The sequence below is a fragment of the Sphingomonas sp. PP-CE-3A-406 genome, from assembly GCF_003688625.1.
GTDB lineage: Bacteria > Pseudomonadota > Alphaproteobacteria > Sphingomonadales > Sphingomonadaceae > Sphingomonas.
Map to the genome: position 1 here is coordinate 133,547 of NZ_RCWY01000003.1, position 24,021 is coordinate 157,567.

Genomic DNA, 24,021 nt, shown 5'->3' on the forward strand with positions numbered 1-24,021 from the left:
TGCAATGCAGCGACGATCAGCCGCCTGCGAGCGATTGATCGCGCAGGCCGCGCCAGATCTTCACTGCCTGCACCGTTTCGGCGACGTCGTGGACGCGGAGAATCTGGACGCCCGCTTCCGCCCCTTTCAGCGCCAGCGCGAGCGAACCGGCGAGGCGCTGGTCGACCGGCGCTTCGTTCGAGAGCGCGCCGATCAAGCGCTTGCGACTCGCGCCGAGCATGATCGGGCAGCCGAGACCGTGGAAGATCGCCAGGCCGTTGAGCAGCGCGAGGTTCTCGGCGAGCGTCTTGCCGAAGCCGATGCCGGGGTCGACGATAATGCGCGACCGGTCGACACCACCCGCGACGACCGCGGCGATGCGGGTTTCGAGCCAGTCGAAGACATCGGTCAGGACGTTGGTGTAGCCACCATCGCCGTGTCCGCCTTTCTTGGGGTCGGGCGAGTGCATCAGGACGACGGGGCAGCCGCTTTTTGCGACGACGTCCAGCGCGCGATCGTCCCAGAGGAGCGCGGCGACGTCGTTGACGATGTGCGCGCCGGCGGCGAGCGTCGCCTCCATGACGGCGGCCTTGCGGGTGTCGACCGAGACGATCGCACCGGCGCGCGCGAGGCGTTCGACGACGGGGACGAGCCGCGCGATCTCGTCGCCTTCCCATACCGCGGGCGCGCCGGGGCGGGTGGACTCGCCGCCGACATCGATCAGCGTCGCGCCTGCGACGGCCATGTCGATGCCGGCCGCGGCGGCGGCGGCGGGGTCGTCGACATGCTTGCCGCCGTCGGAGAAGCTGTCGGGGGTGACGTTGAGAATGCCGGCGACGATCGGCTGGTCGAAGCGGAGCGTGCGTTCGCCGAGGTTGAGCGGTGCGCGGGGGGTGGTGATGGCGGCGTGGAGGTGTGCGGCGCGGTCGCCGAGGGTTGCGACGTCGGCGACGGGGATGCTGCGGCGGTTGCGGGCTTCGGTCACTTCATAGGCGGCGAACCATTGCAGGCCGCCCGCCAAGCGCGCGACGCTACCGTCTTTGTGGCCGATCGGCGTGTCGACGAACTGGACGGGGCGGAGGTGGAGACTGGTCATGATCCCCTTTTCCTCAAAACCGCTGGCCGTTCAAACTACCGTTCGTCCCGAGTAGGTTTCGAGCTCGTCGAGAAGCCATATCGAAGGACATGTACCTCGATACGAGCCCTCGACTACGCTCGGTCTCTACTCGGCACGAACGGAACTTTGCTCAGACAGTTGTCGCCAGCAGGTACGTCTGGCGGAGGTCGTCGATCGGTTTCAGACCCTTGTCGCTTTCGTAATGCCAGAAGCTCCAGCCGTTGCAGGCGGGGGCGTTCTGGAGCGTCGAGCCGAGCTTGTGGATCGAGCCGATCGTGCCGCAGTCGCTGAGCAGCGAGCCATCCGCGCGGATCGTCGCACGCCAGCGGCGCTTCGAGTCGGTCAGCACCGCGCCGGGGGCGAGATACGCGTTTTCGACCAGCACGCCGAACGCGACCTTGGGCTGCGTGCGCGGGCTCATCATCGTGGCGAGTGCCGATTCGTCGAGCGGCAGCGCGGCCTCGATCCGCTCCTGCGCGGCTTCGATGTAGTCGCCTTCGCGGTCGATGCCGATCCAGCTGCGACCGAGACGCTTGGCCACCGCGCCGGTCGTGCCGGTGCCGAAAAACGGATCGAGCACGACATCGCCGGGCTTCGTGCACGCGAGCAGGATGCGGTAGAGCAGTGCTTCGGGCTTCTGCGTCGGATGCACCTTGGTGCCGTTCTTCTTGAGCCGCTCGGCGCCGCCGCAGGTCGGGAATTCCCAGTCGCTGCGCATCTGGAGCTCGTCGTTGAGCGTCTTCATCGCGCGGTAGTTGAAGTGGTATTTCGCCTTCTCGCCCTTCGACGCCCAGATCAGCGTCTCATGCGCGTTGGTGAAGCGCGTGCCGCGGAAGTTGGGCATCGGGTTGGTCTTGCGCCAGACGATGTCGTTGAGGATCCAGTAGCCTAGATCCTGGACGGCGGCACCGACGCGAAAAATGTTGTGGTAGCTGCCGATGACCCAGAGCGCGCCGTCGTCCTTGAGGATGCGGCGTGCTTCCTTCAGCCAGGCGCGGGTGAAGCGGTCATAGGCGGCGAAGGTGTCGAACTTGTCCCAGTCGTCGGTGACCGCGTCGACATGGCTGCCGTCGGGGCGGTAGAGTTCGCCGCCGAGCTGGAGGTTGTACGGCGGGTCCGCGAAGATCATGTCGATCGAGTTCGACGGCAGCGCCTTCATCCGTTCGATGCAGTCGCCGCGCAGGATCTGGTCGAGCGGAAGGACGGCTTGAACCGCCGGCTCCACTGTCTTCTTCGCACGCGGCCGTGCGATCGTGTCGATCAAACCCATGTTTTCCGCCCCTTATCGACGCCCATAGCGGCGGAATTGCCCGACTCCGTCAAGCAAACATTCGTTAACGGCGTTTCGGTGCGATTCCGTCGCTGCGACCAAACGAGTCTTCGTTGCCCAGATGTTGAGTCGTGGGAGACTCGCGGCTCAAGCCCTTGGGGTGTGGCGCGAAAGACTCAGCTCGTCGTTTCCTGTGCGAAAAGTCCCTCGCGCGCTAGATAGGCGGCGGCGACGGGCGCGAAACTGCGGCGGTGAATCGGCGTGGGGCCGTGTTCGCGGAGCGCCTTCATGTGGTGCGCGCAGCCGTAACCCTTGTTCGAATGCCAGTTATACTCGGGATGCACGTCCGCCGCGGCGATCATGATGAGGTCGCGCGTGTGTTTGGCGACGATCGAGGCGGCGGCGATCGACAGCGACTTCGCGTCGCCGCCGACGAGCGGCGTGGCGGGGTAGGTCCAGCGGGGCAAGCGGTTGCCGTCGACGAGGACGTGGCCGGGGGCCTGGCCGAGTTCGATCGCCAGCGCGTCGACGGCGAGGGTCATTGCCTTCATCGTCGCCCAGTAGATGTTGAGCGTGTCGATCTCTTCGGGCTGGACGATGCCGATGCCGACGATCGCGCAGCCTTTGAGGCGGGCGCAAAGCCGTTCGCGCTCGGAGGCGGAGAGCTTCTTCGAATCGTCGATGCCGCGCGGGACGCCTTTTGCAGGAAGAATTACCGCCGCGGCCACCACGGGCCCTGCAAGAGGGCCCCGCCCTGCCTCATCAACACCGGCGACCGGGCCAATGCAGAGCTTTTCGTGTTTCATGCCGGGCATTGGCGGTCTTTCCACTGGTCGAACGGGCTGGTGCCGAGGGCGTGCCCCATCGGGCCGTGCCCTGCGCCAAGCCCTGGCGCGCTGGCAAGTGCGGCGCGGACGAACGCGATGGCGCGCTCGATTGCGGCGTCGAGCGGCAGGCCTTGGGCGAGGCCGGTGGCGATGCCGCTGGCGAGCGTGCAGCCGGTGCCGTGCGCGTGGCGGGTTTCGATGCGGGGGTTGGTCCAGCGTCTTTCGCCGGCGTCGGTGACGAGGCGGTCGGTGACGGAGGGGCCTTCGGCGTGGCCGCCTTTTATGAGGATGGCCGGGCCGAGTGCGCGGATCGCGGCTTCCCCGCCGAGGGCTGCGAGTTCGGGGAGGTTGGGGGTTACGAGCGTGGCGATCCGCATGAGGCGAGTGAAGGCGGCGATGGTGTCGCTGTCCGCGAGAACGGAGCCGCTGGTTGCGATCATCACGGGGTCGAAAACGATGGGGATGCTTGAACTTTGAGGACAGCCCGCCCCCCCTTGTTCTCCCGCGAAGGCGGGAGTCCAGTCTGGGCTCCCGCCTTCGCGGGAGAACAAGGAGGTCAGGTAGTCGGCGACGGCATTGGCGGTTTCCGCGGAACCGATCATGCCGATCTTCACGGCGTCGACGCCGATGTCCGAGACGACCGAGTCGATCTGCGCGAGGACCATGTCGGTCGGGATCTTGTGGACTGCCTGCACGCCTAGCGTGTTCTGGGCGGTGATCGCCGTTACCGCGGTCATCGTGTGGCCGCCGAGCATGGTGACGGTCTTGATATCCGCCTGGATGCCGGCGCCGCCGCCTGAATCGGAGCCGGCTATTATGAGAACCCGCGGCGTCATAAATCGTCCGAGATCGGGGCGAAGTGCACGAAGTGCAGACGCTGGCGCGGGTCTGCACTTTGCCTGAGGCGGGGTTGGACTGGGGATGCCGGACTGGGGTTGGCGCGGTTGGCGGTCATGGGATCGGCTATGGCATGATCGGTCGGATGTAGGACAGGGGTATGCCCCCCTTCGCCACCCCGGCGGAGGCCGGGGCCCAGTTGGGGGACGTTGCCGACTGAGGGTTGCGATCTGTTACCTGGACCTTTCCAACTGGGCCCCGGCCTCCGCCGGGGTGGTAGAAGGGGTTGGGGTGGTAGAAGGGGTTGGGTGGCGCTTACCCGAACCGCGCTTAGTGCCGCCGCGCGCCTGCCGGCTTTTGCGGTGGCGCCTCGCCCAGCCTTGTCGGCCGGTCGAGCAGTTCGCCACCGCAGTTGGGACACCGCTCGTCGAGCGCGTCGGCGCACTCCGCGCAGAACGTGCATTCGAACGAGCAGATGAACGCGCCGGGTGCATCGGCGGGCAAGTCGGTCGCGCAGCGTTCGCAGGTGGGGCGCATCTCCAGCATCAGGCGGCCGCCTTCCGTACGGCGTCGCAGATCCGATCGACGACCTGTTCGACCTGGGCGAGATCGTCGCCCTCCGCCATCACGCGGATCACCGGTTCGGTGCCCGACGGGCGGATGACGAGCCGGCCCTTGCCGGCGAGTTCGGCCTCCGCCTCGGCAATCACCGCCTTCACCGCGTCGTGATCGAGCGGCTTGCCGCCCGCGAAGCGGACGTTCTTGAGCAGCTGCGGCAAGGGCTCGAAGCGGTGGAGCACTTCGCTGGCGGGGGCGCCCGAGCGCTTGACCTCGGCGAGGATCTGGAGCGCCGCGACGAGGCCGTCGCCGGTCGTCGCATAGTCGCTGAGGATGATGTGGCCCGACTGTTCGCCGCCGACATTATAGCCGCTGGAGCGCATCTTCTCAAGCACATGGCGGTCGCCGACCGCGGTGCGGACGAGGCCCAGCCCTTGCGCGGCGAGATGGCGTTCGAGGCCGAGGTTGGACATCACCGTCGCGACAAGGCCACCGCCGGCGAGCCGGCCCTGGCGCGCCCAGCTGGCCGCGATCGTCGCCATCAGCTGGTCGCCGTCGACGATCGTGCCGGTCTCGTCGACCACGATCAGACGATCCGCGTCGCCGTCGAGCGCGATGCCGATGTCCGCGCCGCTGGCGACCACCGTCTCGGCAAGCGCCTGCGGGGCGGTCGAGCCGACGCCGTCGTTGATGTTGATGCCGTTGGGCGTGACGCCGATCGCGACGACGTCCGCGCCGAGTTCCCACAAGGCCGACGGGGCGACCTTGTAGGCGGCACCGTTCGCGCAATCGAGCACCACGCGCATCCCGTCGAGGCGGAGATTCTCGGGGAAGGTCGACTTGGCGAAATGGATGTACCGGCCCTGCGCGTCCTCGATCCGGCGCGCGCGGCCGATCTGGTCGGAGGGGACGAGCGGGATGTCACCGTCGATCAGCGCCTCGATCGCCGCCTCGGCCTCGTCGGACAGCTTGTAGCCGTCGGGGCCGAACAGCTTGATGCCGTTATCCGCGTACGGATTATGGCTGGCGGAGATCATCACGCCGATGTCGGCGCGCATCGACTGGGTGAGCATAGCCACCGCCGGCGTCGGCATCGGACCGACCATGACGACGTCCATGCCGACGCTGGTAAAGCCCGCGACCAACGCCGATTCGAGCATGTAGCCCGACAGCCGCGTGTCCTTGCCGATGACGACGCGGTGGCGGTGATCGCCGCGCTGGAAATACGCGCCGGCGGCCATGCCGACCTTCATCGCCATTGCCGCAGTCATCGGCGAGACGTTGGTGGCACCACGAATGCCGTCGGTGCCGAAATATTTTCTTGCCATCGCGCGTGCTTTCCGTCCCGTATCGGTGTCCGATCCGTTTGATAGCGCGGTACATCACGAAGGGCGAGCATGTCGCAGACTACACGGATTCTCGCCGCCCTGATCGGCGGCATCGCGATCGGCATCGCCGCGGCGGCGTGGTCGCCGGCGAATGCGATCGCGGCGACGGCGGTGACCCAGCCGATCGGCTCGGCATGGCTGCACGGGTTGCAGATGGTGATCGTACCGCTGGTCGTCGGGCTGCTCGTGACCGGCATCGGCGCGACCACCGAGGCGGCGCGCGCCGGACGGATCACCGTGCGCGCGATGGTGATGATCGTCGTCATCCTGTGGAGCACGACGATCATGTCGGCGCTGGTCATGCCGTTGATCCTCGACGCCTTCCCACTGCCGCACGCGTTAGGCTCCGCGTTGCGTGCCGCACTGACGGGTGCTGCGCCGGTCGGGCCGGTGCCGGGGATCGGCGCGTTCTTCGATACGATCGTGCCGACAAACATCGTCGCGGCCGCGTCCAGCGACTCGTTCCTGCCGCTCACCGTCTTCGCGCTGACGTTCGCGTTCGCCGTGACGAAGCTGCCCGACGATCGTCGCCGCGTGCTGACCGGGTTCTTCCAGGCGGTCGTCGACGCGCTGTTGATCATCATCACATGGGTGCTGAAGCTGGCGCCAATCGGCATCTTCGCGCTCGCCTACGGGGTTGGCGCGCGCACCGGGACGGCGGCGTTCGGCGCGCTGCTGCACTATATCGTCTGCGTCTCGGCGATCGGCTTCATCGTCCTGCTGTCCGCCTACCCGATCGGGATGATCGGCGGGCGGGTCGGCTTCGGCCGGTTCGCGCGTGCGGTCGCGCCGGCGCAGGCGGTGGCGATCAGCACGCAGTCGTCGCTCGCCTCGCTACCGGCGATGTTGAAGGCCTCGACCGATCTCGGCGCGTCGCCCGCCACCGCCGGGATCGTCCTGCCGCTGTCGGTCGCGGTGTTCCGCGCCACCAGCCCGGCGATGAACCTGGCGGTCGCGCTGTACGTCGCGCATTGGCTCGGGCTGCCGATCGGGCCGGGGCAGATGGCGGCGGGCGTGGCGACCGCGGCGATCACGACGATGGGGTCGATCTCGCTGCCCGGTACGATCAGCTTCGTCGCGTCGGTCGCGCCGGTGGCGCTGGCGATGGGCATCCCGCTCGAGGTGCTGGGTCTGCTCATCGCGGTCGAGACCATACCCGACCTGTTTCGGACCGTCGGGAACGTGACGATGGACACCGCCGTTACCATCTCCGTCGCAGCGCGGTCCGATCGCGTCGGCGCTCAGGAGAACACCCATGAAGTATCGCACGCTCGGCCCTGATTTCGAGGTTTCCGCGCTGGGTCTCGGTTGCATGCCGATGGCCGGCATCGGCAAGGGCATGTACGGCGAGGCGAACGCCGACGAGAGCATCGCGACGATCCACCGCGCGATCGAGCTGGGCGTGACGCTGTTCGATACCGCCGAAATCTATGGCCCGCTGGTCAACGAGGAACTGATCGGCAAGGCGATCCGCGGCAAGCGCGACGGCGTCGTGATCGCGACCAAGTTCGGCTTTCGCTACGACGAGAACGGGATGACGGGGGTGGACTCGACTCCGGCCAACGTGCGCCGGGCGTGCGAGGGATCGCTGAAGCGGCTCGGGGTCGAGACGATCGACCTGCTGTACCAGCACCGCGTCGATCCGGGGGTGCCGATCGAGGATACCGTCGGCGCGATGGCCGACCTCGTGCGCGAGGGCAAGGTGCGGCATCTCGGGCTGTCGGAGGCTGGGCTCGACACGATCCGGCGCGCTGCGGCGACGCATCCGATCGCGGCGCTGCAGAGCGAATATTCGCTGTGGGAGCGGGATGTGGAGGACGCGATCCTGCCGCTGTGTCGCGAACTCGGGATCGGGTTCGTGCCGTATTCGCCGCTGGGGCGCGGGTTTTTGACGGGGCAGATTACCGCGCGGTCGGATCTTCCCGAGGGTGACTATCGGCGCAACGATCCGCGCTATTCGGAGGAGAATTTCGCCAAGAACATGGAGATGGTCGCGGTGGTGAAGTCGATTGCCGATACGCATGGCGCTTCGCCGGCGCAGGTCGCGCTCGCGTGGTTGCTCGCGCAGGGCGACGACATCGTACCGATCCCAGGGTCGAAGCGGCGGGTTACGCTTGAGGACAGCATGAAGGCGGCGGACGTTGCGTTGTCGGCGGACGATCTGGCGAAGCTCGATGCGGCGGCGCCGCGGGGTGGGACGGCCGGGCCGCGCTACGGCGAGAAGGCGCTGTCGATGACGCGGATCTGACTGCTCCCCTCCCGCCTGCGGGAGGGGTCGGGGGAGGGGCGTGCCTCATTGGCCGCACGCCGGTACGTACGTCGCGCCCTCCCCTAACCCCTCCCGCAAGCGGGAGGGGAATTTTGCGTCAGCCTCGCGGCACCTGTTCGCCGCGGGTGTCGAGGCCGGCAGCGCCCGGCTCGCCGAGTTCGTTCTGGCCGGCCATCGCGTGATCGACCGCGCCCATCTGATCGAGATGCATCAGCTTGGTCACGAACGGCGCGAGCACCAGCACGACCACGCCGACGCCGATCGCGAACCAGCCGATCCGGCCGTAGACTTCGAGCACCCGCCCGACGCCAGCCCCCTCGCCGCCGGTCGCCTGCGCGATCAGGCCGGCGAGGAAATTGCCGCCTGCGGTCGCCAGGAACCAAGTGCCCATCATCAACCCGGTCATGCTCGGCACCGACAGCCGCGTCATCGACGACAGACCGATCGGCGAGAAGCAGAGCTCGGCCATCGAGTGCAGCATATAGAGCAGCACGACGAAGATCGCCGGGGTAAGCCCCTGTGCCGGCGCACCGAGCGTCAGCACGAAGAAGCCTGCGCCGACCAGGATCAGGCCGATGCCGAACTTGAACGGTGCGCTCGGCTCGAACCCGGCCTTGCCGAGCCTGGTCCAGAGCGCCGCGAACACCGGCGCCAGCGTGATGATGAAGAACGGGTTGACCGACTGGAACACCGAGGCCGGGATAGTCCAGCCGAACACGACGCGGTCGACCGACTGGTCGGTGTAGAGGTTGAGCGACGAGCCGGTCTGCTCGAACAGCGCCCAGAACAGCGGCGCCAGCGCGATCAGGAACAGCGCCGCGAAGATCCGGTCGCGGTCGACGCGCGGCAGCTTCGCCACCGCGGTCCATAGGATGTAGCCGACCGTGACGAGCGACGCGACGATCAGCGCGGTGCCGACCACGCCTTGGCTGCGCACCAGCCACCACGAGACAGCGACGCCGACGATCCCGCCGAGATAGATCAGCCATTCGATCGACAGCCCGGCAACCGGCTTCGACGCGAGCACGGCGGCGTCGGGCGCTTCGCCGACACCGTGCAGTTCGCGCTGAAACAGGATGAACATGACCAGCCCGAGCGCCATGCCGATGCCCGCGGCGCCGAAACCGTACGACCAGCCGACCGTCTCGCCGAGGATGCCGACCGCGATCGGGCCGACGAACGCGCCGGTGTTGATCCCCATGTAGAAGATCGAGAACGCCCCGTCGCGCCGCATGTCCTCGCGCGCGTAGAGCTTGCCGACGAGCACCGAGATGTTCGCCTTCAGGAAGCCGGTGCCGACGATGATGAAGGCAAGACCGAGATAGAAGCCGTTGAGGGCAGCGCCCTGCACACCCTGCGGCGCCTCGACGATCGCCAGCAGCAGATGGCCCAGCGTGATGAAGATGCCGCCCGCGAGCACCGCTTTGCGCGGCCCCAGGAAGCGGTCGGATAGATAGCCGCCGATGATCGGCGTGATGTACACCATCGAGGTATACGCGCCGTAGATCGCGTAGGACGGCTCATCGCCGAACAGGAAATGCTTGGTGAGATACAGCACCAGGATCGCGCGCATGCCGTAGAACGAAAAGCGCTCCCACAGCTCGACGAAGAACAGCATGAACAGCCCGCGCGGGTGCCCGAAAAACGTCTTCGCATCGGCAGGAACGCCGCTGCCCCTGATCGCGTGGGGGTTGGCCATGTGGTGATGAAGCTCCTTGGTGCGCCGCTGACGGGCGCTCGATCGCGCGCAACTTAACGACAAAGCCCGGACTGTAAATATCGCACATCAGGGCCTATCTGCCGGGACATGCTCAACGATCGCTCCACGCCGCTCTCGCTGCTTGCCACCCGCCGCTCGGGCAAGCCGCGCGATTTGATCGCGCCCGGCCCAGATTCCTACCAGCTGGCGACGATCCTGGAGATTGCGGCGCGGACGCCCGATCACGGCAAGCTCGCGCCGTGGCGATTCGTGGTAGTCGGCGACGAGCACCGCGCCGCTCTGTCGACGTTGATCACGGATGCGTACCTCGCAGAACGGCCTGCGGCGTCGCGGACCGAACTCGAGTCTCTCGACCAGTTCGCGCATCAGGCGCCGACCTTGGTGGTCGTGCTGTCGTCGCCGAAAGAGAGCAAGATTCCGTTGTGGGAGCAGGAGTTGTCGGCGGGCGCGGCGTGCATGAATTTGCTTCATGCGGTTCATGCGGAGGGATTTGCGGGCGGCTGGCTAACGGGTTGGCCGGCCTATTCGGACCTGGTGCGCGATGCGTTTGGGACGGCGGCGGAGCGGATCGCCGGGTTCATGTTCATCGGCACGCCGTCGCGCGCGCTCGACGAACGGCCCCGCCCGGATATGGCACGGCTGGTAAGCCATTGGGGTTCCTGAGGACTCGACTTCCCACGCAATTACTGTATTAAGTCACCATGACAGCGCTCAGCAGCGACGACAGCCCCGTATATATCCGCCTCCGCAGCACGATCGCTGCCGGGATACTTCGCGGCGACTATCGCGCGGGTGACCAATTGCCGTCGGTCCGCGCGTTTGCCGCCGAGCAGGGGGCCAATCCGCTGACGGTCGCCAAGGCGTATCAGAGCTTCCAGGACGACGGCTATGTCGAGGTGCGACGCGGCGTCGGGATGTTCGTGATGCCGGGTGCCGCGGAAGCTTTGCGTGTAGCGGAGCGCGAGAATTTCGTGACGACGCAGTGGCCGCGGATCTTGGGGCATATCGATCTGTTGGGGTTGGATGCGCATGATTTGCTGGAGCGTGAGCGGGCTTAGTCGCTGCGAAGGATTTCCTTCGCCTCCCCTGCCCCTTGCGTTTGTCCTCACCCTCTCTCATTCGTGCCCCCCTCCCCCGTTCGTCCTGAGTAGTCATCGAGTAGCGGCGCAGCCGCGTATCGAGAGGACGTATCGAAGGACAGGTTGGCGTGCGGAACCCATGCTTCGATACGAGCCCTCGATACGCTTCTTCGAAGCTACTCGGTCGCTACTCAGCACGAACGGAAGGGAGATGGCGCGGCGGTACGAGGTGCGAAATCCGAGGTTCGGTTCTGCGCGGTGGTCAGAACAGCCCCAGCGCGGCGACATCCTCGACGCTAAGGTCGATCCCGAACAACAGGCTCATGCGGATGCGATAGACGCGCGGATCGGTGATCTCGCCGACCGTCGTATCCGTCCCCGAACGCCGCCGGTAGTTGCGGCCGATCAGCGATGCGAAGCCGTTCGGCAGCACGATGCTCGCGATGGGCGTATGCGTGAAGCGGCTCGACGGCGCGGTCGAGGTCCAGTGGTTCGATAGCGCGAGATCGGCGTCGAAGACGTGCGCGAGCGTGAAGCTGTATTGCGGCTGGAATCCCTCGCCGATCCCGCGGCCGTCGGTGGTCATCGGATCGCCGTTGCGGAGCAGCATCCAGCCGTGTTCGGTTGCTTCGAGGCGGAAGCGGGCGCCGTCTGGGGCTGTGCCCTCCGCGCCATCGGCGAGCGGGAGGACGGGCGTATAGCTGCCGCCGAAGCCGGTGTCGGCGATCCAGTCCTGCCCGTCGATCGTCACCAGCGCGAAGGTGTGGGTGAGCGGCGGCACGTCGGTTGCGACGATCCAGACGCGGGCGAGCAGTGGGCGGGCGGTGAAGCCGAGCTCGGCCAGCGCGTCGAGGAAGAGGCGGTTGTGCTCGAAGCAATAGCCGCCGCGGCGCGCGGTCACGAGCTTGGCGAAGACCGATGTGCTGTCGATCGCGATGCCGCGGCCGAGGACGACGTCGAGATCCTCGAACGGGATCGAGAGACGGTGCGCGTGCTGGAGGCGGCCGAGACCGATCGAATCGAGCGTCGGCCGCGCGGGCATCGCGACACGGAGGAGATAGGCGTCGAGGTCGAACATCGGTCGGGCTTTCAGAGATTTCCGCCTATCCATACCGTTCGTTGCGCGGGGCCGTCGAGTGGTTGGGAACCAGATGTTGCAAGCGATGCAGCGCGCGCGCCCCGTTCGTGCTGAGCGCAGTCGAAGCACCTGCGAGTTGGGCACGCCCTTCGACTACGCTCAGGGCGAACGGGATGTGGGGTGCCCCCCTGTTTCCTTCGTCACCCCGGGCTTGTTCCGGGGTCCACCGTTCCGCATTCCCAATTCTCTCGGATCTGCGGAACGGTGGATGCCGGAACGAGCCCGGCATGACGGTGTGGTTTGGGGCTGTCCCGACCGAGAGGCGCTGGACGTCGATCCCCCCCCCCCCCCGCAAGGGGAAGGTGGCTGGCGCTTGCCAGACGGAGGGGGCGGTAAGGGGTTACCGTCGTTGCGCGTCCTCCCCCTCCGTCACCTTTGGTGCCACCTCCCCCTTGCGGGGGAGGATCGCGAGGGGCCGCGCGTTGGCACGTACGGGCGGGGGAATGTCCGTCACACAGCCTCCCCGTCATCCTGGGCTCGACCCAGGATCCAGAGCCAAGGGCGTTGCCGTGCCTGGCTCTGGATCCTGACTTTCGTCAGGATGACGGGGGAGTGGGGACGAGATCAGGCCGCGAACAGGTCCGCTTCGATCGAGTAGAGCACCGCCGCGCTTGCATTGGCGGCCGCGGTGAGGCCCATCGCCTCGGGCACGATCTGGTCGAGGTAGAAGCGCACCGCCGCGGTCTTCATCCGGCCGAAATCGTCGCTGCGGGCTACCCCGCCCTGCCGTTCCATCAGCCAGCCGCAGGTGGCGACCGACAGCATCGTGAGGAACGGGTAGCTCGCCGCCAATTTGTCGTCGGCGTCCGCGGTGGCGAGCTTCCGCCCGATCGCTTCGCAGGCATCGACCAGCGCTAACAGCCGTTCGTCCTTCGCCTCCCCGCGGATGTCGGCGATCAGCGCTGCGAATGCGCCGCCATTGTCGAGCCCCAGTTTCCGCCCGACCAGATCCGCCGCCTGGATGCCGTTGGTGCCCTCGTAGATCGGCGTGATGCGGGCATCGCGGAAATACTGTGCGGCGCCGGTTTCCTCGACATAGCCCATGCCGCCGTGGACTTGGATGCCGAGCGATGCGACTTCGTTGCCGAGATCGGTGCCGTGCGCCTTCGCTAGCGGCGTGACGAGTTCGAGGCGATTCCGCGCGGCGTGGTCGCCGAGATTGGCGCGGTCGACCTGGCCCGCCGCGTAATAGACCAGCGCACGCGCCGCCTGCGTCTGTGCCTTCATTCGCATGAGCATGCGGCGGACGTCGGGGTGTTCGACGATCTTGACCGAGTCCTTGCTGGGCGAACCGGCGCGCGCCGACTGGACGCGGTCGAGCGCGTAGGCGACCGCGCCCTGCGTCGCGCCCTCGGCGACCTGGACGCCCTGGAGGCCGACGTTGAGGCGCGCGTTGTTCATCATCGTGAACATCGCGCGGATGCCGCCGAGCTCCGCGCCGATCAGCTCGCCGATGCAGTCGTCGTTGTCGCCGAAGCTCAGCACGCAGGTCGGCGATGCGTGGAGCCCCATCTTGTGCTCGATCGAGACGACGCGGACGTCGTTGAAGTCGCCGGGGGTACCGTCTTCGTTCAGGCGGAACTTGGGGACGAGGAACAGCGAGATGCCCTTCGTACCAGCGGGGGCGCCGGGGGTCCGCGCGAGGACGAGGTGGACGATGTTCGGCGCCATGTCGTGATCGCCGAACGAGATGTAGATCTTGGTACCCTTGATGCTCCACTTACCGTCACCCAGCGGGGTAGCCGTCGCGCGCAATGCGCCGACGTCGGAGCCCGCCTGCGGCTCGGTGAGGTTCATCGTGCCGGTCCATTCGCCGGTCGCGAGATGGGGGAGATACAGCGCCTGCTGCTCAGGGGACCCGTGATGCTGGAGCGCCTCGATCGCGCCGACGGTCAGCGTCGGGCACAGCGCGAAACCCATGTTGGCAGAGCCGAGCGTGTCGAGCACCGCGGTCTGGATCGCGAACGGAAGGCCCTGCCCGCCCCATTCCTCCTCGACGCCGATTCCGCCCCAGCCGCCATCGACATAATCCTTGTACGCCTGCGCGAAACCGTCGGGCATGACCACGCCGTCGGGGGTCCATTTTGCGCCGACGGTGTCGCCGGTGCGGTTGAGCGGTGCCCATTCGCCCGACGCCAATTGCCCCACGCCTTCGAGGACCGCATCGACGACGTCGTCGCTGGCGGCGGCATAGCGCTCGGTCGCGGCGATCTCGCCGATCCGCACGACATGGTCGAGCACGAAACGCTGTTCGGTGGTTGCTGGAGTGAAGGCCATCGCATCCTCTTATCGCTACGGTTTGGACCCGCTATACGCCTGTGGAATGACCCGTCCACACCCTCGGATTTTACCCTACGGCACGGCCGCGATCGCCGAAGCCGCCGCGCTGATTCGCGATGGGGGGATCGTCGCGGTGCCGACCGAGACGGTGTATGGGCTGGCGGCGGACGCGACAAATGCGGAGGCAGTGGCGCGAATTTACGCCGCCAAGGGGCGCCCGAGTTTCAATCCGCTGATCGTGCATTTGGCGGACCTGGCGGCGGCGGAGCGGATTGCGGTGTTCGATGCGGAGGCGCGGGCACTGGCGGCGGCGTTCTGGCCCGGGCCGTTGACGCTGGTGCTGCCGGTGCGGGGGGATTCGGGAATCGCTTCGCTGGTGACGGCGGGGTTGGATACGATCGCGATCCGGGTGCCGCGGCATCGGGCCATGCAGGGGTTGATCGCTGCGTCGGGGCGGCCGTTGGCGGCGCCTTCGGCCAATGCGAGCGGGGGGATCAGTCCGACCAGCGCTGCGCATGTCGCGGCGAGTCTGGGGGGGAACGTGCCGTTGATCCTCGACGATGGGGCTACCGAGGCGGGGTTGGAGTCGACCATCGTGGCGGGACGGACGGTGCTGCGGCCGGGGCCGGTGACGGCCGGGGCTATCCGGCAGTATTTAGAGCACCTCCCCGGCGGAGGCCGGGGCCCAATTGGAACGTCGGATATAATAAAGCGCGACGCCGATCATGACAGTCCCCCAACTGGGCCCCGGCCTTCGCCGGGGGGGGATGCAGTTACCGCGCCGGGGCAGCTTGAGAGCCACTATGCGCCGAGCAAGCCACTCCGGTTGAATGCGACCGAAGCTGCCGCGGGCGAGTGGTTGATAGGGTTTGGTGACGTCGGGGGAGACGTCACTCTATCTGGCACAAACGACTTAGTCGAAGCCGCGGCGAAACTGTTCGACCTGCTCCATGCAGCGGACGCAAACGATCGCCCGAAGATCGCCATCGCGCCGATCCCGATCGACGATATCGGCGAAGCGATCAACGACCGCCTTCGCCGTGCTGCACACCGTTAAAATAAGAGTGATTCACGCGAAGGCGCAAAGGCGCGAAGAGATTTTCAATCTTTCGATAGGCCGGGACGGACCTATCGAATCCCATCATCTTTGCGCCTTCGCGCCTTCGCGTGAACCCATTCTGTCTTACGCGTTCACCACCGCCTTGGACCGTGCGGCGAAGCTCTTGCGCAGCTTCTGCAGCTTGGGGGGGATTACCGCCATGCAGTACGGGTTTGAGCGGCCCGAGGTTTCCCAGTAATCCTGGTGATAGCCCTCGGCTTCGTACCACGTGTCAATCGGCTCGATGGTGGTGACGATCGGCTTCGGCGAATCCGCCTGCGCGCGCTGCAACGCCGCTTCCATCTCCGCCTTCTGCGCGTCGTCCGCGGGGAACATCGCCGAGCGGTACTGCGTACCGACGTCGTTGCCCTGCCGGTTGAGCGTCGTCGCATCGTGCGTCGCGAAGAAGATGTCGAGCAGGTCGCCGAGCTTCAGCTGCTCCGGGTCGAAGCCGATCCGGATCGCCTCGGCATGGCCGGTGTCGCCACCGCACACCTGCTTGTAGCTCGGGTTCGGCACGTGCCCGCCGATATAGCCGCTTTCGGCGCTCTTCACGCCGATCACGTCCTTGAATACCGCCTCGGTGCACCAGAAGCAGCCGCCGGCGAGCGTTACATAATCCGTCATCACGATCTCCTTTCTCCCAAGATAGGAAGTCGCTACCGCGCAACAAAGAGGAGACGCGTATGATCGACGGTAAGGTTATGGTCACCGGCGGCGCCGGCTATATCGGCAGCCACGCGGTGTTGGCGCTGCTCGACGCGGGCTACGATGTCGTCGTGCTCGACAATCTGGTCACCGGGTTCGACTGGGCGGTCGACGCCCGCGCCGCACTCGTAGAGGCGAACGTCGCCGATGACGCGAAGGTCCGCGCGGCGATCCGCGAGCATAACGTCAAGGCGATCATGCATTTCGCGGGCTCCGTCGTGGTCCCCGAATCGGTCAGCGATCCGCTCAAATATTACCGCAACAACACCGCCGCGAGCCGCGCACTGATCGAGAGCGCGGTGGTCGAAGGCGTGCCCCACTTCATCTTCTCGTCGACTGCCGCGACCTATGGCACGCCAGAGAAGGTACCCGTCGCGGAGGGCGATCCGACCGTGCCGATCAACCCGTACGGCATGTCGAAGCTGATGACCGAGGCGATGCTGCGCGATGTCGCCGCGGCGCACCCGATGAACTATGCCGCACTCCGGTACTTCAACGTCGCCGGCGCCGATCCGCAGGGGCGCAGTGGCCAGTCGACGGTCGGCGCGACTCACCTGATCAAGATCGCGGTCGAGGCCGCGACCGGCAAGCGTGACGCGGTCGGCGTCTACGGTACCGATTTCGACACGCCCGACGGCACCGGCGTGCGCGACTACATCCACGTCACCGACCTTGCCGCTGCGCATGTCGCTGCGCTGGACGTGCTGATCGCCGAACCCGCCAAGAGCCACACGCTCAACGCGGGCTATGGCAAGGGCTTCTCGGTGCTCGAGGTGCTCGATGCGGTCGACAAGGTCACCAACCGGACGATCGAGCGTCGTCTCGAAGGGCGTCGCGCGGGCGATCCGGCGATGCTGATATCGGACAATCGCGCGATCCTGGAGACGCTCGACTGGACGCCGCGGCATGCCGATCTCGACGGGATCGTTCGCGATGCGCTGGCGTGGGAGCGCGCGCTGGCGGAGAAGGGGCGGTGAGACTCCGCTCGCTGCTGTTCGTGCCGGGCGATCGTCCCGAGCGGATGGTCAAGGCGCTCGGGCTCGGGGCGGACGCGCTGATCCTCGACCTGGAGGATTCGGTCGCGCCCGCCGGCAAGGTGGCAGCACGCGAACATGTGGCGACGTTCCTCGCCGAGCCTCGGACGGTGCCGCTGTTCGTGCGGATCAATCCGCTCGACTCCGGGCTCGCAGACGATGATCTCGCGGCGGTCCTCCCCGGCAAACCCGACGGCATCATGCTGCCAAAGGCAGAAGGCGGCGCATCGCTGGCCGCGCTCGATGCCAGGCTGAGCGGCGACATCGCGATCCTGCCGATCGCGACCGAGACGCCCGCGGCGATCTTCGCGCTCGGCAGCTATGGCGGCGTGACGCAGCGGCTTGTCGGGCTGACCTGGGGTGCGGAGGACCTGCCCGCCGCGATCGGTGCGGCGACCTCGCGCGAGGCGGATGGATCGTACACCGCGCCGTACCAACTCGCCCGGTCGCTGACCTTGTTCGGCGCGCATGCCGCGGGGGTGGCGGCGATCGAGACGGTCTATCCCGACTTTCGCGATCTGGACGGTCTTGCCGCCTATGCCGCGCGCGGGCGGCGCGACGGGTTCACGGGGATGATGGCGATCCACCCGAGCCAGGTCGCGGTGATCAACGCCGCCTTTACGCCGTCGGCTGAAGAGCGTGGCAAGGCGCAGGCGATCGTCGACCTGTTCGCCGCCAATCCGGGTGCGGGTGCGCTCCAGTTGGAGGGCAGGATGGTCGACGCGCCGCATCTGAAGGCGGCGAAGGCGCTGCTAGCGCTCGCCGCCGATTGACTCGCGTACGCGGGCGGTAGCGAGCCACCAGGCGAGCGCCCAGAGCGTGCCGAAGCTCCATCCGGCCAGCACGTCGCTCGGCCAGTGGACGCCGAGATACACCCGACTGCAGCCGATCGCGCCGACCAGCAGGATCGCGACGATCAGCAGATAGCGCCGGGTCGCGCGGTTCTCCGTCACCTGCGAGGCGAGGCCGGCGAGCGTGAGATAGACGATCGCGCTGTTCGCGGAATGCCCGCTCGGGAAGCTCATGTTGGTGACGGTGACGAGGTGTTCGACGATGTCGGGACGGGGGCGGTTGACCTGCGCCTTGACGAAATCGACCACCAGCCCGCCGGTGATGCTCGCGGCCAGCGTCGCCAGTGCGGTCAGCCATAGCCGCTGGACGATCAGCAGACCGGTGACGACGACCACCACGATCGTCAGCACGATGCCGCCGCCCAGCGCGGTGACGTCGATCGCGACGTTCGGCAGCCAGGACGGCCCATGCCAGGCGCGCAGCCCGAGGATGATCGCACGATCGAACGCGAACGGCCAATGATCTACCGCGAGACCGACCAAGAGAATCAAGATGATGCCGACGGCTGCGACCGATGCGCCCGCGAGAATCGCCGGGACATGCCGCCGCCTGCTCGGCGCAACGCCCGAGGCATCGATGGTGGGTCCGCCGGGGCTCGAACCCGGGACCTCTCGATTAAAAGTCGCTTGCTCTACCAACTGAGCTACGGACCCCCGCCATCGTGGACCGCGCACCTAATCGCGTGGCCGCTTTCGGTCAACCGATTGCGCCAATTGCCGGATCGTTCGCCCCGTCAGCGGATCTCGCCATTTTGGGATCAGGCTGGCGAGGGGACCGAGGACGAAGCTGCGGGTGCGAAACGCGGCGTGGGGAACGGTGAGCCCGGGTGACGACCACGCGCCGCCAGACCAGAGGATGATGTCCAGGTCCAGCACGCGGCTGCCCCAGCGGCGGCCGGGGCGGCGGCCGAACGTGCGCTCGATGTGTTTGAGGCGGACCAGCAGCGCGGCGGGGTCCTCCTGCGTTTCGATCAGCGCGACGGCGTTGGCGTAGCGGCGGTTCGAAGGGCCAAGCGGTGCGCTGGCGACGGTCGGCGATCGTGCGACGACATTGCCGAGGGCCTTCAGCGCGGCGGCAATCTCGCGCTCGGGGCTCCCGTGACGGCCGCGGCGGTTGGAGCCGAGCGCGATCGCGTAGGTGGTTGTGGCCTCCGCGATCGTCGGGTGCGGGGTTGCAGGCGACATTTGGTCCGCCTAGCGCAATCCCATGGATTCCACACCTTACGCTTCCGAGCTTCCCGAAACCGTCGACGAGACCGGCGACGGCGACGTTACGACCGTCTTCGCGCCCGTCTCCGCGCTGCCCGAGACCGAGCCGCCGCATGACTGCCCGCTATGCCCGCGCCTCGTCGGCGTGCGCGAGCAGTTGCGGACCGAGTTCCCGACCTGGTGGAACGCGCCGGTCCCTGCGTTCGGCGATCCGGCCGCGTGGCTCGGCATCATTGGTCTCGCGCCTGGGAAGCACGGCGCTAATCGCACGGGCCGCGCGTTCACCGGCGATTATGCAGGGCAGTTCCTGTACGAGACGCTCGGGCGGTTCGGGCTTGCGACGGGGACGTATGGCGCCAAAGCCGAGGACGGACTGGCGCTCGATGGCGCGATCATCCTCAACGCGGTGAAGTGCCTGCCGCCCGAGAACAAGCCGACGCCGGAGGAAATCCGCACCTGTCGGCCGTTCCTGGAGACGCAGGCGGATGCGGTGCCGACCGCGCGCGTGTTCGTCGCACTGGGCCATATCGCGCATCAGTCGGCGGTGAAGATGCTCGGTGGGCGGTTGCCGAAAGCGCGCTTTGCCCACGGCGCGGAGCATGTGATGCCCGATGGTCGCATCCTGATCGATAGCTTCCATTGCTCGCGGTACAACGTGAATACAGGCGTGCTGACGGCGGACATGTTCGACGCGGTGTTCAAGCGGGCGCTGGAGTTGCGCGGGGCGGTCTGAAGCCCTCTCCGTCATCCTGACGAAAGTCAGGATCCAGGATGACAGTACACGGCGCTGCTTGGCTCTGGATCCTGACTTTCGTCAGGATGACGGCGTGGGTTGGCAGCGCTTTTACTCGATCACCCAGGCCTCGCCGGCCTCTGGCGTGCGGAAGCGGTTCGCGGGGATGTGTTCGCGGATCAGCGCGGCGCGGAGATGCTCGGGCGGCTCGTTGATACCCTCTGACGTCAGCTCGAACGTGCCCCAGTGGACGCCGATCGCATAGGCCGCGCCGAGCTGCTCGAACGCGGTCACCGCCTGGTCCGGGCCGATGTGGTTGTCGGTTTCGTGCCCTGCGAAATGATAGGCGCCGATCGGCAGGATCGCGAGGCGGACCGGCCCCGCGCGGCGCGCCTCGGTGGCCCAGCGCATGTCGCCGGGACCGGTGTCGCCCGCGAAATACAGGTTCCCACCGGGCAGCGTCACGGTGAAGCCTGCCCATAACGTCTTGTCGCGGTCGCCGGGGTCGTATTCGCTCCAGTGATGCGCGCGGTCGACGATCACATCGATGCCGGGACGCAACGCCACCCGCCCGCCCCAGTCGCGCGCGACCGCATGGACGCCGCTGCGCGCGAGGATCTGGTCGTTGCCGAGGCCGGTCACGATCAGTGGTTTGTCGCGGTGCCAGAGTTTTCGCATCGCGGTCATGTCGAGATGATCGCGGTGGTCGTGGCTGAGCAGGATCAGGTCGATCTTCGGCAGGTCCGCGAGACGCACGCCGGGTTCGCGGACGCGCTTCACGCCGACGAACTGGACAGGGGACGATCGTTCGAGCCACATCGGATCGGTCAGGATGTTGAGCCCCTGGGTCTGCACCAGCACGGTCGAATGGCCGATCCAGGTGACGCGCATCGTCCGGCCCTCGACACGGGCCGGGGGCCGCGTCGGGGTAACGGGCACCTCGGGCCAAGTGCGGTAGGGCGGCTTCACGAGATTGCGGAGCAGCGCGACCGGGCCTTGCTTCTGCTCGCCGGTACTGCCCTGCACGCCGTCGGGGTTGAAGAAGCGCGTTCCGTTGAAGTGATCGCTCGGCGGAATGCTCTTCACGGACGGGGTGGAGCAACCGGCGAGGAGCGCGAAAGCGAGCAGTATCGAGCGGGTTCGGATCATTTCGCGCTGACGAATATGTCACCCGATCATCAGGGTCCAGTCACGCGCGCAGGGCCATAGCGACGAGCATGGACGATGATTTCGAAGTGCGCGGGTTGCATGAGCAACTGTCGGAAGAGCGCGCGGCCAAGGGTGAGGCGTTCGACCAGCGGATCGCGTTGTTCACCGCGATCCTGGCGACGCTGGCGGCGGTGACCAGCTTTCTCGGCGGGCATACGCAGAACGAGGCGCTGCTCCACAAGAACGAGGCGGTGCTGATCAAGGCGCAGGCGTCGGATGCGTGGGGCTATTACCAGGCGGAGGATTTGAAGCGGCATATCGCGCAGATGGAGGTTGATCTCGCGCCGCCCGGGTTCGGTGCGACGCAGATGGCGACGCACCGGGCGGATATCGCGCGGTACAAGGCGCGGGGGACGGCGTTGAAGCGGGAGGCTGAGACGCTCGATCGACGCTCGGCGGCGGCGGATGGGGAGTCGGACGAGGCGCTTCGGCCGCATACGAAGCTGGCGCTGGCGGTGACCGCGATCCAGGTGGCGATCGCGCTGGCGTCGATCACCGCGCTGACCGGGCGGCGGTGGTTGCTGTGGGTTGCGGGGGCGGCTGCGCTGGTGGGGGCGGTGTTGGCCGGGCTGGCTTGGTTCTGACGCCCCCCAAAACTCCTTCATCCTGGGCTCGACCCAGGATCCAGAGCCGCATGCGCAGCACGTCGTAACTCTGGATTCCAGCTTTCGCTGGAATGACGGGACGGGTCAGATGTCCTGGACCAGGCGGCCGTACAGGTCCGGACGGCGATCGCGGAAGAAGCCGAAGGCGGCGCGGTGGCGCTTGACGATGTCGAGGTCGATCGTCGCGGTAATCACGCCTTCGTCGTCGCGGCCTAGCTCCGCCAGGATGTCGCCGCGCTCGTCGGCGATGAAGCTGGTGCCGTAGAAGGTCTGGCCGTGCTCGACGCCGACGCGGTTGGCGGCCACGATCGGGACGACGTTGCTGACCGCGTGGCCGACCATGGCGCGGCGCCACAGTCGCGCGGTGTCGAGCGAGGTGTCGTGCGGCTCGCTGCCGATCGCGGTCGGGTAGAACAGGATTTCCGCGCCCATCAGCATCATCGCGCGCGCCGTCTCCGGGTACCACTGGTCCCAGCAGACGCCGACGCCGAGCGTCGTCCGCCCCGCCTCCGACGCATGCGGCCAGACCTTGAAGCCGGTGTTGCCGGGGCGGAAGTAGAACTTCTCCTCGTAGCCGGGGCCGTCGGGGATGTGGCTCTTGCGGTAGACGCCCTGGATGTTGCCGTCGGGCCCGATCATCGCCAGGCTGTTGTAATGGTGCGGGCCGTCCGCCTCGAAGAAGCTGGTCGGGATGGTGACCTTGAGCGCTTCGGCGAGCGCCTGCATCGCGAGCACCGCCTTGTGCTCGCCGACCGGGGCGGCGTTGGCGAACAGGCCCTCGTCCTCGACGCGGCAGAAATATTCGCCTTCGAACAGCTCTGGCGGCAGGATCACCTGCGCGCCTTTCGCGGCGGCCTCGTGGACGAGGCGCGACACGTTGGCGATGTTGTGGTCGATGTTGGGCGTGAAGCCCAGCTGCAGCGCGGCGACGGTGATCTCGGTCATGGCGGCGCATATAAGGTGACGCGCCATGGAGTGCGAGCCTTCTTGCTGTTCCCCCGCGGAGGCGGGGGTCCAGGGTAACGGGGGGTGTCGTTTGTGATCCTGGGCCCCCGCCTTCGCGGGGGAACTAGGAGCGGCGATTGACACTGCCCTGCCCTGTCCGACATGCGACGGGGATGATCGATCATACGCTCCCGCCAAGCTGGCAGTCGCTCGCCGCCGAGTTCGAGGCGCCGTACATGCAGGCGCTGGGTGCCTTTCTGGAGGCCGAGCGGGCGGCGGGGGCTCGGGTGTTTCCCGAGGATGCGGACCGGTTTCGGGCGCTAGAACTGACGCCGCTCGATCAGGTGCGGGTCGTGATCCTGGGGCAGGACCCGTACCATGGCGAGGGGCAGGCGCACGGGCTGAGCTTCTCGGTGCGGGAGGGGGTGCGGACGCCGCCTAGCCTGGTGAATATCTACAAGGAGCTGGAGGCGGATCTCGGGGTTCCGCGAGCCCGCCACGGCATGCTCGATCACTGGGCCGCACAGGGCGTGCTGTTGCTCAACGCGGTGCTGAGCGTGCGGATGGGCGAGGCTGCGTCGCACAGCAAGCGCGGGTGGGAGCGGTTTACCGATGCGGTGATCGCGGCAGTGAACGCGCAGGACAAACCGGTCGTGTTCCTGCTGTGGGGGGCGTATGCGCAGAAGAAAGCGGCGTTCGTCGACGACATCGCGAAGGGCGGGCGGCATCTGGTGATCCAGTCGGCGCATCCTTCGCCGTTGGCGGCGCGGACCGGGTTCTTCGGATCGCGGCCGTTCAGCCGGGCCAACGCCTTTCTCGAAACCAACGCGCGCCCTCCTATCGACTGGGCGCTGCCGGAGACTGAATGATGAGTGACGAATATGTCTATGACGAAGCGACCGGCGAGTGGGTCGCTGGCGGTGCTGCAACCGCGGTTGCGGACGACGCGGTCGTGGTGCGGGACTCGGTCGGTAATGTGCTGGCGGACGGCGACCAGGTGACGCTGATCAAGGACCTGACCGTGAAGGGCGCGGGGCAGACGCTGAAGCGCGGCACGCTGATCAAGTCGATCCGGTTGACCGGCGACGCGCAGGAGATCGACTGCCGGTACGAGGGGATCAAAGGGCTGGTGCTGCGCGCGGAATTCGTTCGGAAGCGGTAGGTTG

At 67.1% G+C, this 24,021-nt stretch carries 25 protein-coding genes and 1 tRNA gene; 11 read left to right on the forward strand and 15 right to left on the reverse strand.

Annotated elements, in window-relative coordinates:
• Positions 1–16: 16 nt before the first annotated feature.
• The 6 genes from folP to glmM form a co-directional block, all read right to left on the reverse strand.
• Entirely contained in the window at positions 17–1,075 is a 1,059-nt protein-coding gene (gene folP / locus C8J44_RS12570) for a dihydropteroate synthase (protein WP_121904823.1), read from the reverse strand.
• 151 nt (positions 1,076–1,226) lie between these two features.
• On the reverse strand, positions 1,227–2,366 hold the full coding sequence (locus tag C8J44_RS12575; RefSeq protein WP_121904824.1) for a site-specific DNA-methyltransferase: 1,140 nt from the start codon (positions 2,364–2,366) through the stop codon (positions 1,227–1,229).
• A gap of 176 nt (positions 2,367–2,542) precedes the next feature.
• Positions 2,543–3,181: a ribonuclease HII gene (locus C8J44_RS12580; protein ID WP_121904825.1), complete on the reverse strand. Its 639-nt coding sequence runs from the start codon at positions 3,179–3,181 to the stop codon at positions 2,543–2,545.
• The gene (locus C8J44_RS12585) at positions 3,169–4,029 is read right to left on the reverse strand and encodes a bifunctional hydroxymethylpyrimidine kinase/phosphomethylpyrimidine kinase (protein ID WP_121904826.1); all 861 of its coding nucleotides are present in this window, start codon (positions 4,027–4,029) and stop codon (positions 3,169–3,171) included. Before C8J44_RS12585 ends, C8J44_RS12580 begins: the two co-directional genes overlap by 13 nt.
• Before the next feature lie 331 nt (positions 4,030–4,360).
• On the reverse strand, positions 4,361–4,576 hold the full coding sequence (locus tag C8J44_RS12590; protein ID WP_121904827.1) for a DUF1272 domain-containing protein: 216 nt from the start codon (positions 4,574–4,576) through the stop codon (positions 4,361–4,363).
• On the reverse strand, positions 4,576–5,916 hold the full coding sequence (gene glmM / locus C8J44_RS12595; RefSeq protein WP_121886383.1) for a phosphoglucosamine mutase: 1,341 nt from the start codon (positions 5,914–5,916) through the stop codon (positions 4,576–4,578). The genes C8J44_RS12590 and glmM overlap by 1 nt, the downstream gene beginning before the upstream one ends.
• A gap of 69 nt (positions 5,917–5,985) precedes the next feature.
• On the opposite strand from glmM, the gene C8J44_RS12600 reads away from it, so the two are divergent.
• Together C8J44_RS12600 and C8J44_RS12605 are read left to right on the forward strand one after the other, a co-directional pair.
• Entirely contained in the window at positions 5,986–7,257 is a 1,272-nt protein-coding gene (locus C8J44_RS12600; RefSeq protein ID WP_121904828.1) for a dicarboxylate/amino acid:cation symporter, read from the forward strand.
• Complete coding sequence (locus tag C8J44_RS12605) at positions 7,232–8,224, forward strand: aldo/keto reductase (protein WP_121886385.1); 993 nt, start codon at positions 7,232–7,234, stop codon at positions 8,222–8,224. The genes C8J44_RS12600 and C8J44_RS12605 overlap by 26 nt, the downstream gene beginning before the upstream one ends.
• A gap of 118 nt (positions 8,225–8,342) precedes the next feature.
• Here the strand turns inward: C8J44_RS12605 and C8J44_RS12610 are convergent, their stop codons facing one another.
• On the reverse strand, positions 8,343–9,944 hold the full coding sequence (locus C8J44_RS12610; protein ID WP_121904829.1) for a peptide MFS transporter: 1,602 nt from the start codon (positions 9,942–9,944) through the stop codon (positions 8,343–8,345).
• A 108-nt stretch (positions 9,945–10,052) separates the two neighbouring features.
• Between C8J44_RS12610 and C8J44_RS12615 the strand changes: the two genes are divergently transcribed.
• Both C8J44_RS12615 and C8J44_RS12620 read left to right on the forward strand, forming a co-directional pair.
• Positions 10,053–10,628: a nitroreductase gene (locus C8J44_RS12615; RefSeq protein WP_121904830.1), complete on the forward strand. Its 576-nt coding sequence runs from the start codon at positions 10,053–10,055 to the stop codon at positions 10,626–10,628.
• A 38-nt stretch (positions 10,629–10,666) separates the two neighbouring features.
• Positions 10,667–11,023, forward strand: coding sequence for a GntR family transcriptional regulator (locus tag C8J44_RS12620; RefSeq protein ID WP_056053547.1), 357 nt, complete (start codon positions 10,667–10,669; stop codon positions 11,021–11,023).
• Positions 11,024–11,306: 283 nt separating this feature from the next.
• On the opposite strand, the gene C8J44_RS12625 is transcribed toward C8J44_RS12620, so the two are convergent.
• Both C8J44_RS12625 and C8J44_RS12630 read right to left on the reverse strand, forming a co-directional pair.
• Complete coding sequence (locus C8J44_RS12625; protein ID WP_121904831.1) at positions 11,307–12,122, reverse strand: arylamine N-acetyltransferase; 816 nt, start codon at positions 12,120–12,122, stop codon at positions 11,307–11,309.
• A gap of 624 nt (positions 12,123–12,746) precedes the next feature.
• Positions 12,747–14,459, reverse strand: coding sequence for an acyl-CoA dehydrogenase (locus C8J44_RS12630; protein ID WP_121904832.1), 1,713 nt, complete (start codon positions 14,457–14,459; stop codon positions 12,747–12,749).
• Between the two features lie 46 nt (positions 14,460–14,505).
• On the opposite strand from C8J44_RS12630, the gene C8J44_RS12635 reads away from it, so the two are divergent.
• Positions 14,506–15,519 carry an L-threonylcarbamoyladenylate synthase gene (locus C8J44_RS12635; RefSeq protein WP_121904833.1) on the forward strand — a complete coding sequence of 338 codons (1,014 nt, stop codon included), beginning with the start codon at positions 14,506–14,508 and terminating at the stop codon, positions 15,517–15,519.
• 126 nt (positions 15,520–15,645) lie between these two features.
• Here the strand turns inward: C8J44_RS12635 and msrA are convergent, their stop codons facing one another.
• Complete coding sequence (gene msrA / locus C8J44_RS12640) at positions 15,646–16,188, reverse strand: peptide-methionine (S)-S-oxide reductase MsrA (RefSeq protein WP_121904834.1); 543 nt, start codon at positions 16,186–16,188, stop codon at positions 15,646–15,648.
• Positions 16,189–16,247: 59 nt separating this feature from the next.
• On the opposite strand from msrA, the gene galE reads away from it, so the two are divergent.
• Both galE and C8J44_RS12650 read left to right on the forward strand, forming a co-directional pair.
• Positions 16,248–17,246, forward strand: a complete 999-nt coding sequence (gene galE / locus C8J44_RS12645; RefSeq protein WP_056053559.1) for a UDP-glucose 4-epimerase GalE — start codon at positions 16,248–16,250, stop codon at positions 17,244–17,246.
• Entirely contained in the window at positions 17,243–18,076 is an 834-nt protein-coding gene (locus tag C8J44_RS12650) for a CoA ester lyase (RefSeq protein WP_056053563.1), read from the forward strand. The genes galE and C8J44_RS12650 overlap by 4 nt, the downstream gene beginning before the upstream one ends.
• Here the strand turns inward: C8J44_RS12650 and C8J44_RS12655 are convergent.
• From C8J44_RS12655 to folK, 3 genes are all read right to left on the reverse strand, one after another.
• On the reverse strand, positions 18,056–18,646 hold the full coding sequence (locus C8J44_RS12655; RefSeq protein ID WP_183128774.1) for a phosphatase PAP2 family protein: 591 nt from the start codon (positions 18,644–18,646) through the stop codon (positions 18,056–18,058). The two genes, C8J44_RS12650 and C8J44_RS12655, sit on opposite strands and share 21 nt — an antisense overlap.
• Positions 18,647–18,732: 86 nt before the next feature.
• Positions 18,733–18,808, reverse strand: a tRNA-Lys gene (locus C8J44_RS12660).
• A 21-nt stretch (positions 18,809–18,829) separates the two neighbouring features.
• On the reverse strand, positions 18,830–19,339 hold the full coding sequence (folK, locus tag C8J44_RS12665) for a 2-amino-4-hydroxy-6-hydroxymethyldihydropteridine diphosphokinase (protein ID WP_121904836.1): 510 nt from the start codon (positions 19,337–19,339) through the stop codon (positions 18,830–18,832).
• Positions 19,340–19,361: 22 nt separating this feature from the next.
• Here folK and C8J44_RS12670 point away from each other — a divergent pair, with 22 nt between their 5' ends.
• Positions 19,362–20,096, forward strand: coding sequence for a uracil-DNA glycosylase (locus C8J44_RS12670; protein ID WP_121904837.1), 735 nt, complete (start codon positions 19,362–19,364; stop codon positions 20,094–20,096).
• Between the two features lie 111 nt (positions 20,097–20,207).
• Here C8J44_RS12670 and C8J44_RS12675 read toward each other — a convergent pair whose 3' ends face one another.
• Positions 20,208–21,182 carry an MBL fold metallo-hydrolase gene (locus tag C8J44_RS12675; RefSeq protein WP_259466848.1) on the reverse strand — a complete coding sequence of 325 codons (975 nt, stop codon included), beginning with the start codon at positions 21,180–21,182 and terminating at the stop codon, positions 20,208–20,210.
• Between the two features lie 131 nt (positions 21,183–21,313).
• Here C8J44_RS12675 and C8J44_RS12680 point away from each other — a divergent pair, with 131 nt between their 5' ends.
• Positions 21,314–21,889, forward strand: coding sequence for a DUF4337 domain-containing protein (locus tag C8J44_RS12680; RefSeq protein WP_121904839.1), 576 nt, complete (start codon positions 21,314–21,316; stop codon positions 21,887–21,889).
• 105 nt (positions 21,890–21,994) lie between these two features.
• Here C8J44_RS12680 and aguB read toward each other — a convergent pair whose 3' ends face one another.
• Positions 21,995–22,855 carry an N-carbamoylputrescine amidase gene (aguB, locus tag C8J44_RS12685; RefSeq protein WP_121904840.1) on the reverse strand — a complete coding sequence of 287 codons (861 nt, stop codon included), beginning with the start codon at positions 22,853–22,855 and terminating at the stop codon, positions 21,995–21,997.
• A 173-nt stretch (positions 22,856–23,028) separates the two neighbouring features.
• On the opposite strand from aguB, the gene ung reads away from it, so the two are divergent.
• Positions 23,029–23,724, forward strand: coding sequence for a uracil-DNA glycosylase (gene ung / locus C8J44_RS12690; protein ID WP_121904841.1), 696 nt, complete (start codon positions 23,029–23,031; stop codon positions 23,722–23,724).
• The gene (locus C8J44_RS12695; protein ID WP_121904842.1) at positions 23,721–24,017 is read left to right on the forward strand and encodes an alkylphosphonate utilization protein; all 297 of its coding nucleotides are present in this window, start codon (positions 23,721–23,723) and stop codon (positions 24,015–24,017) included. The genes ung and C8J44_RS12695 overlap by 4 nt, the downstream gene beginning before the upstream one ends.
• The last annotated feature ends 4 nt before the right edge of the window (positions 24,018–24,021 follow it).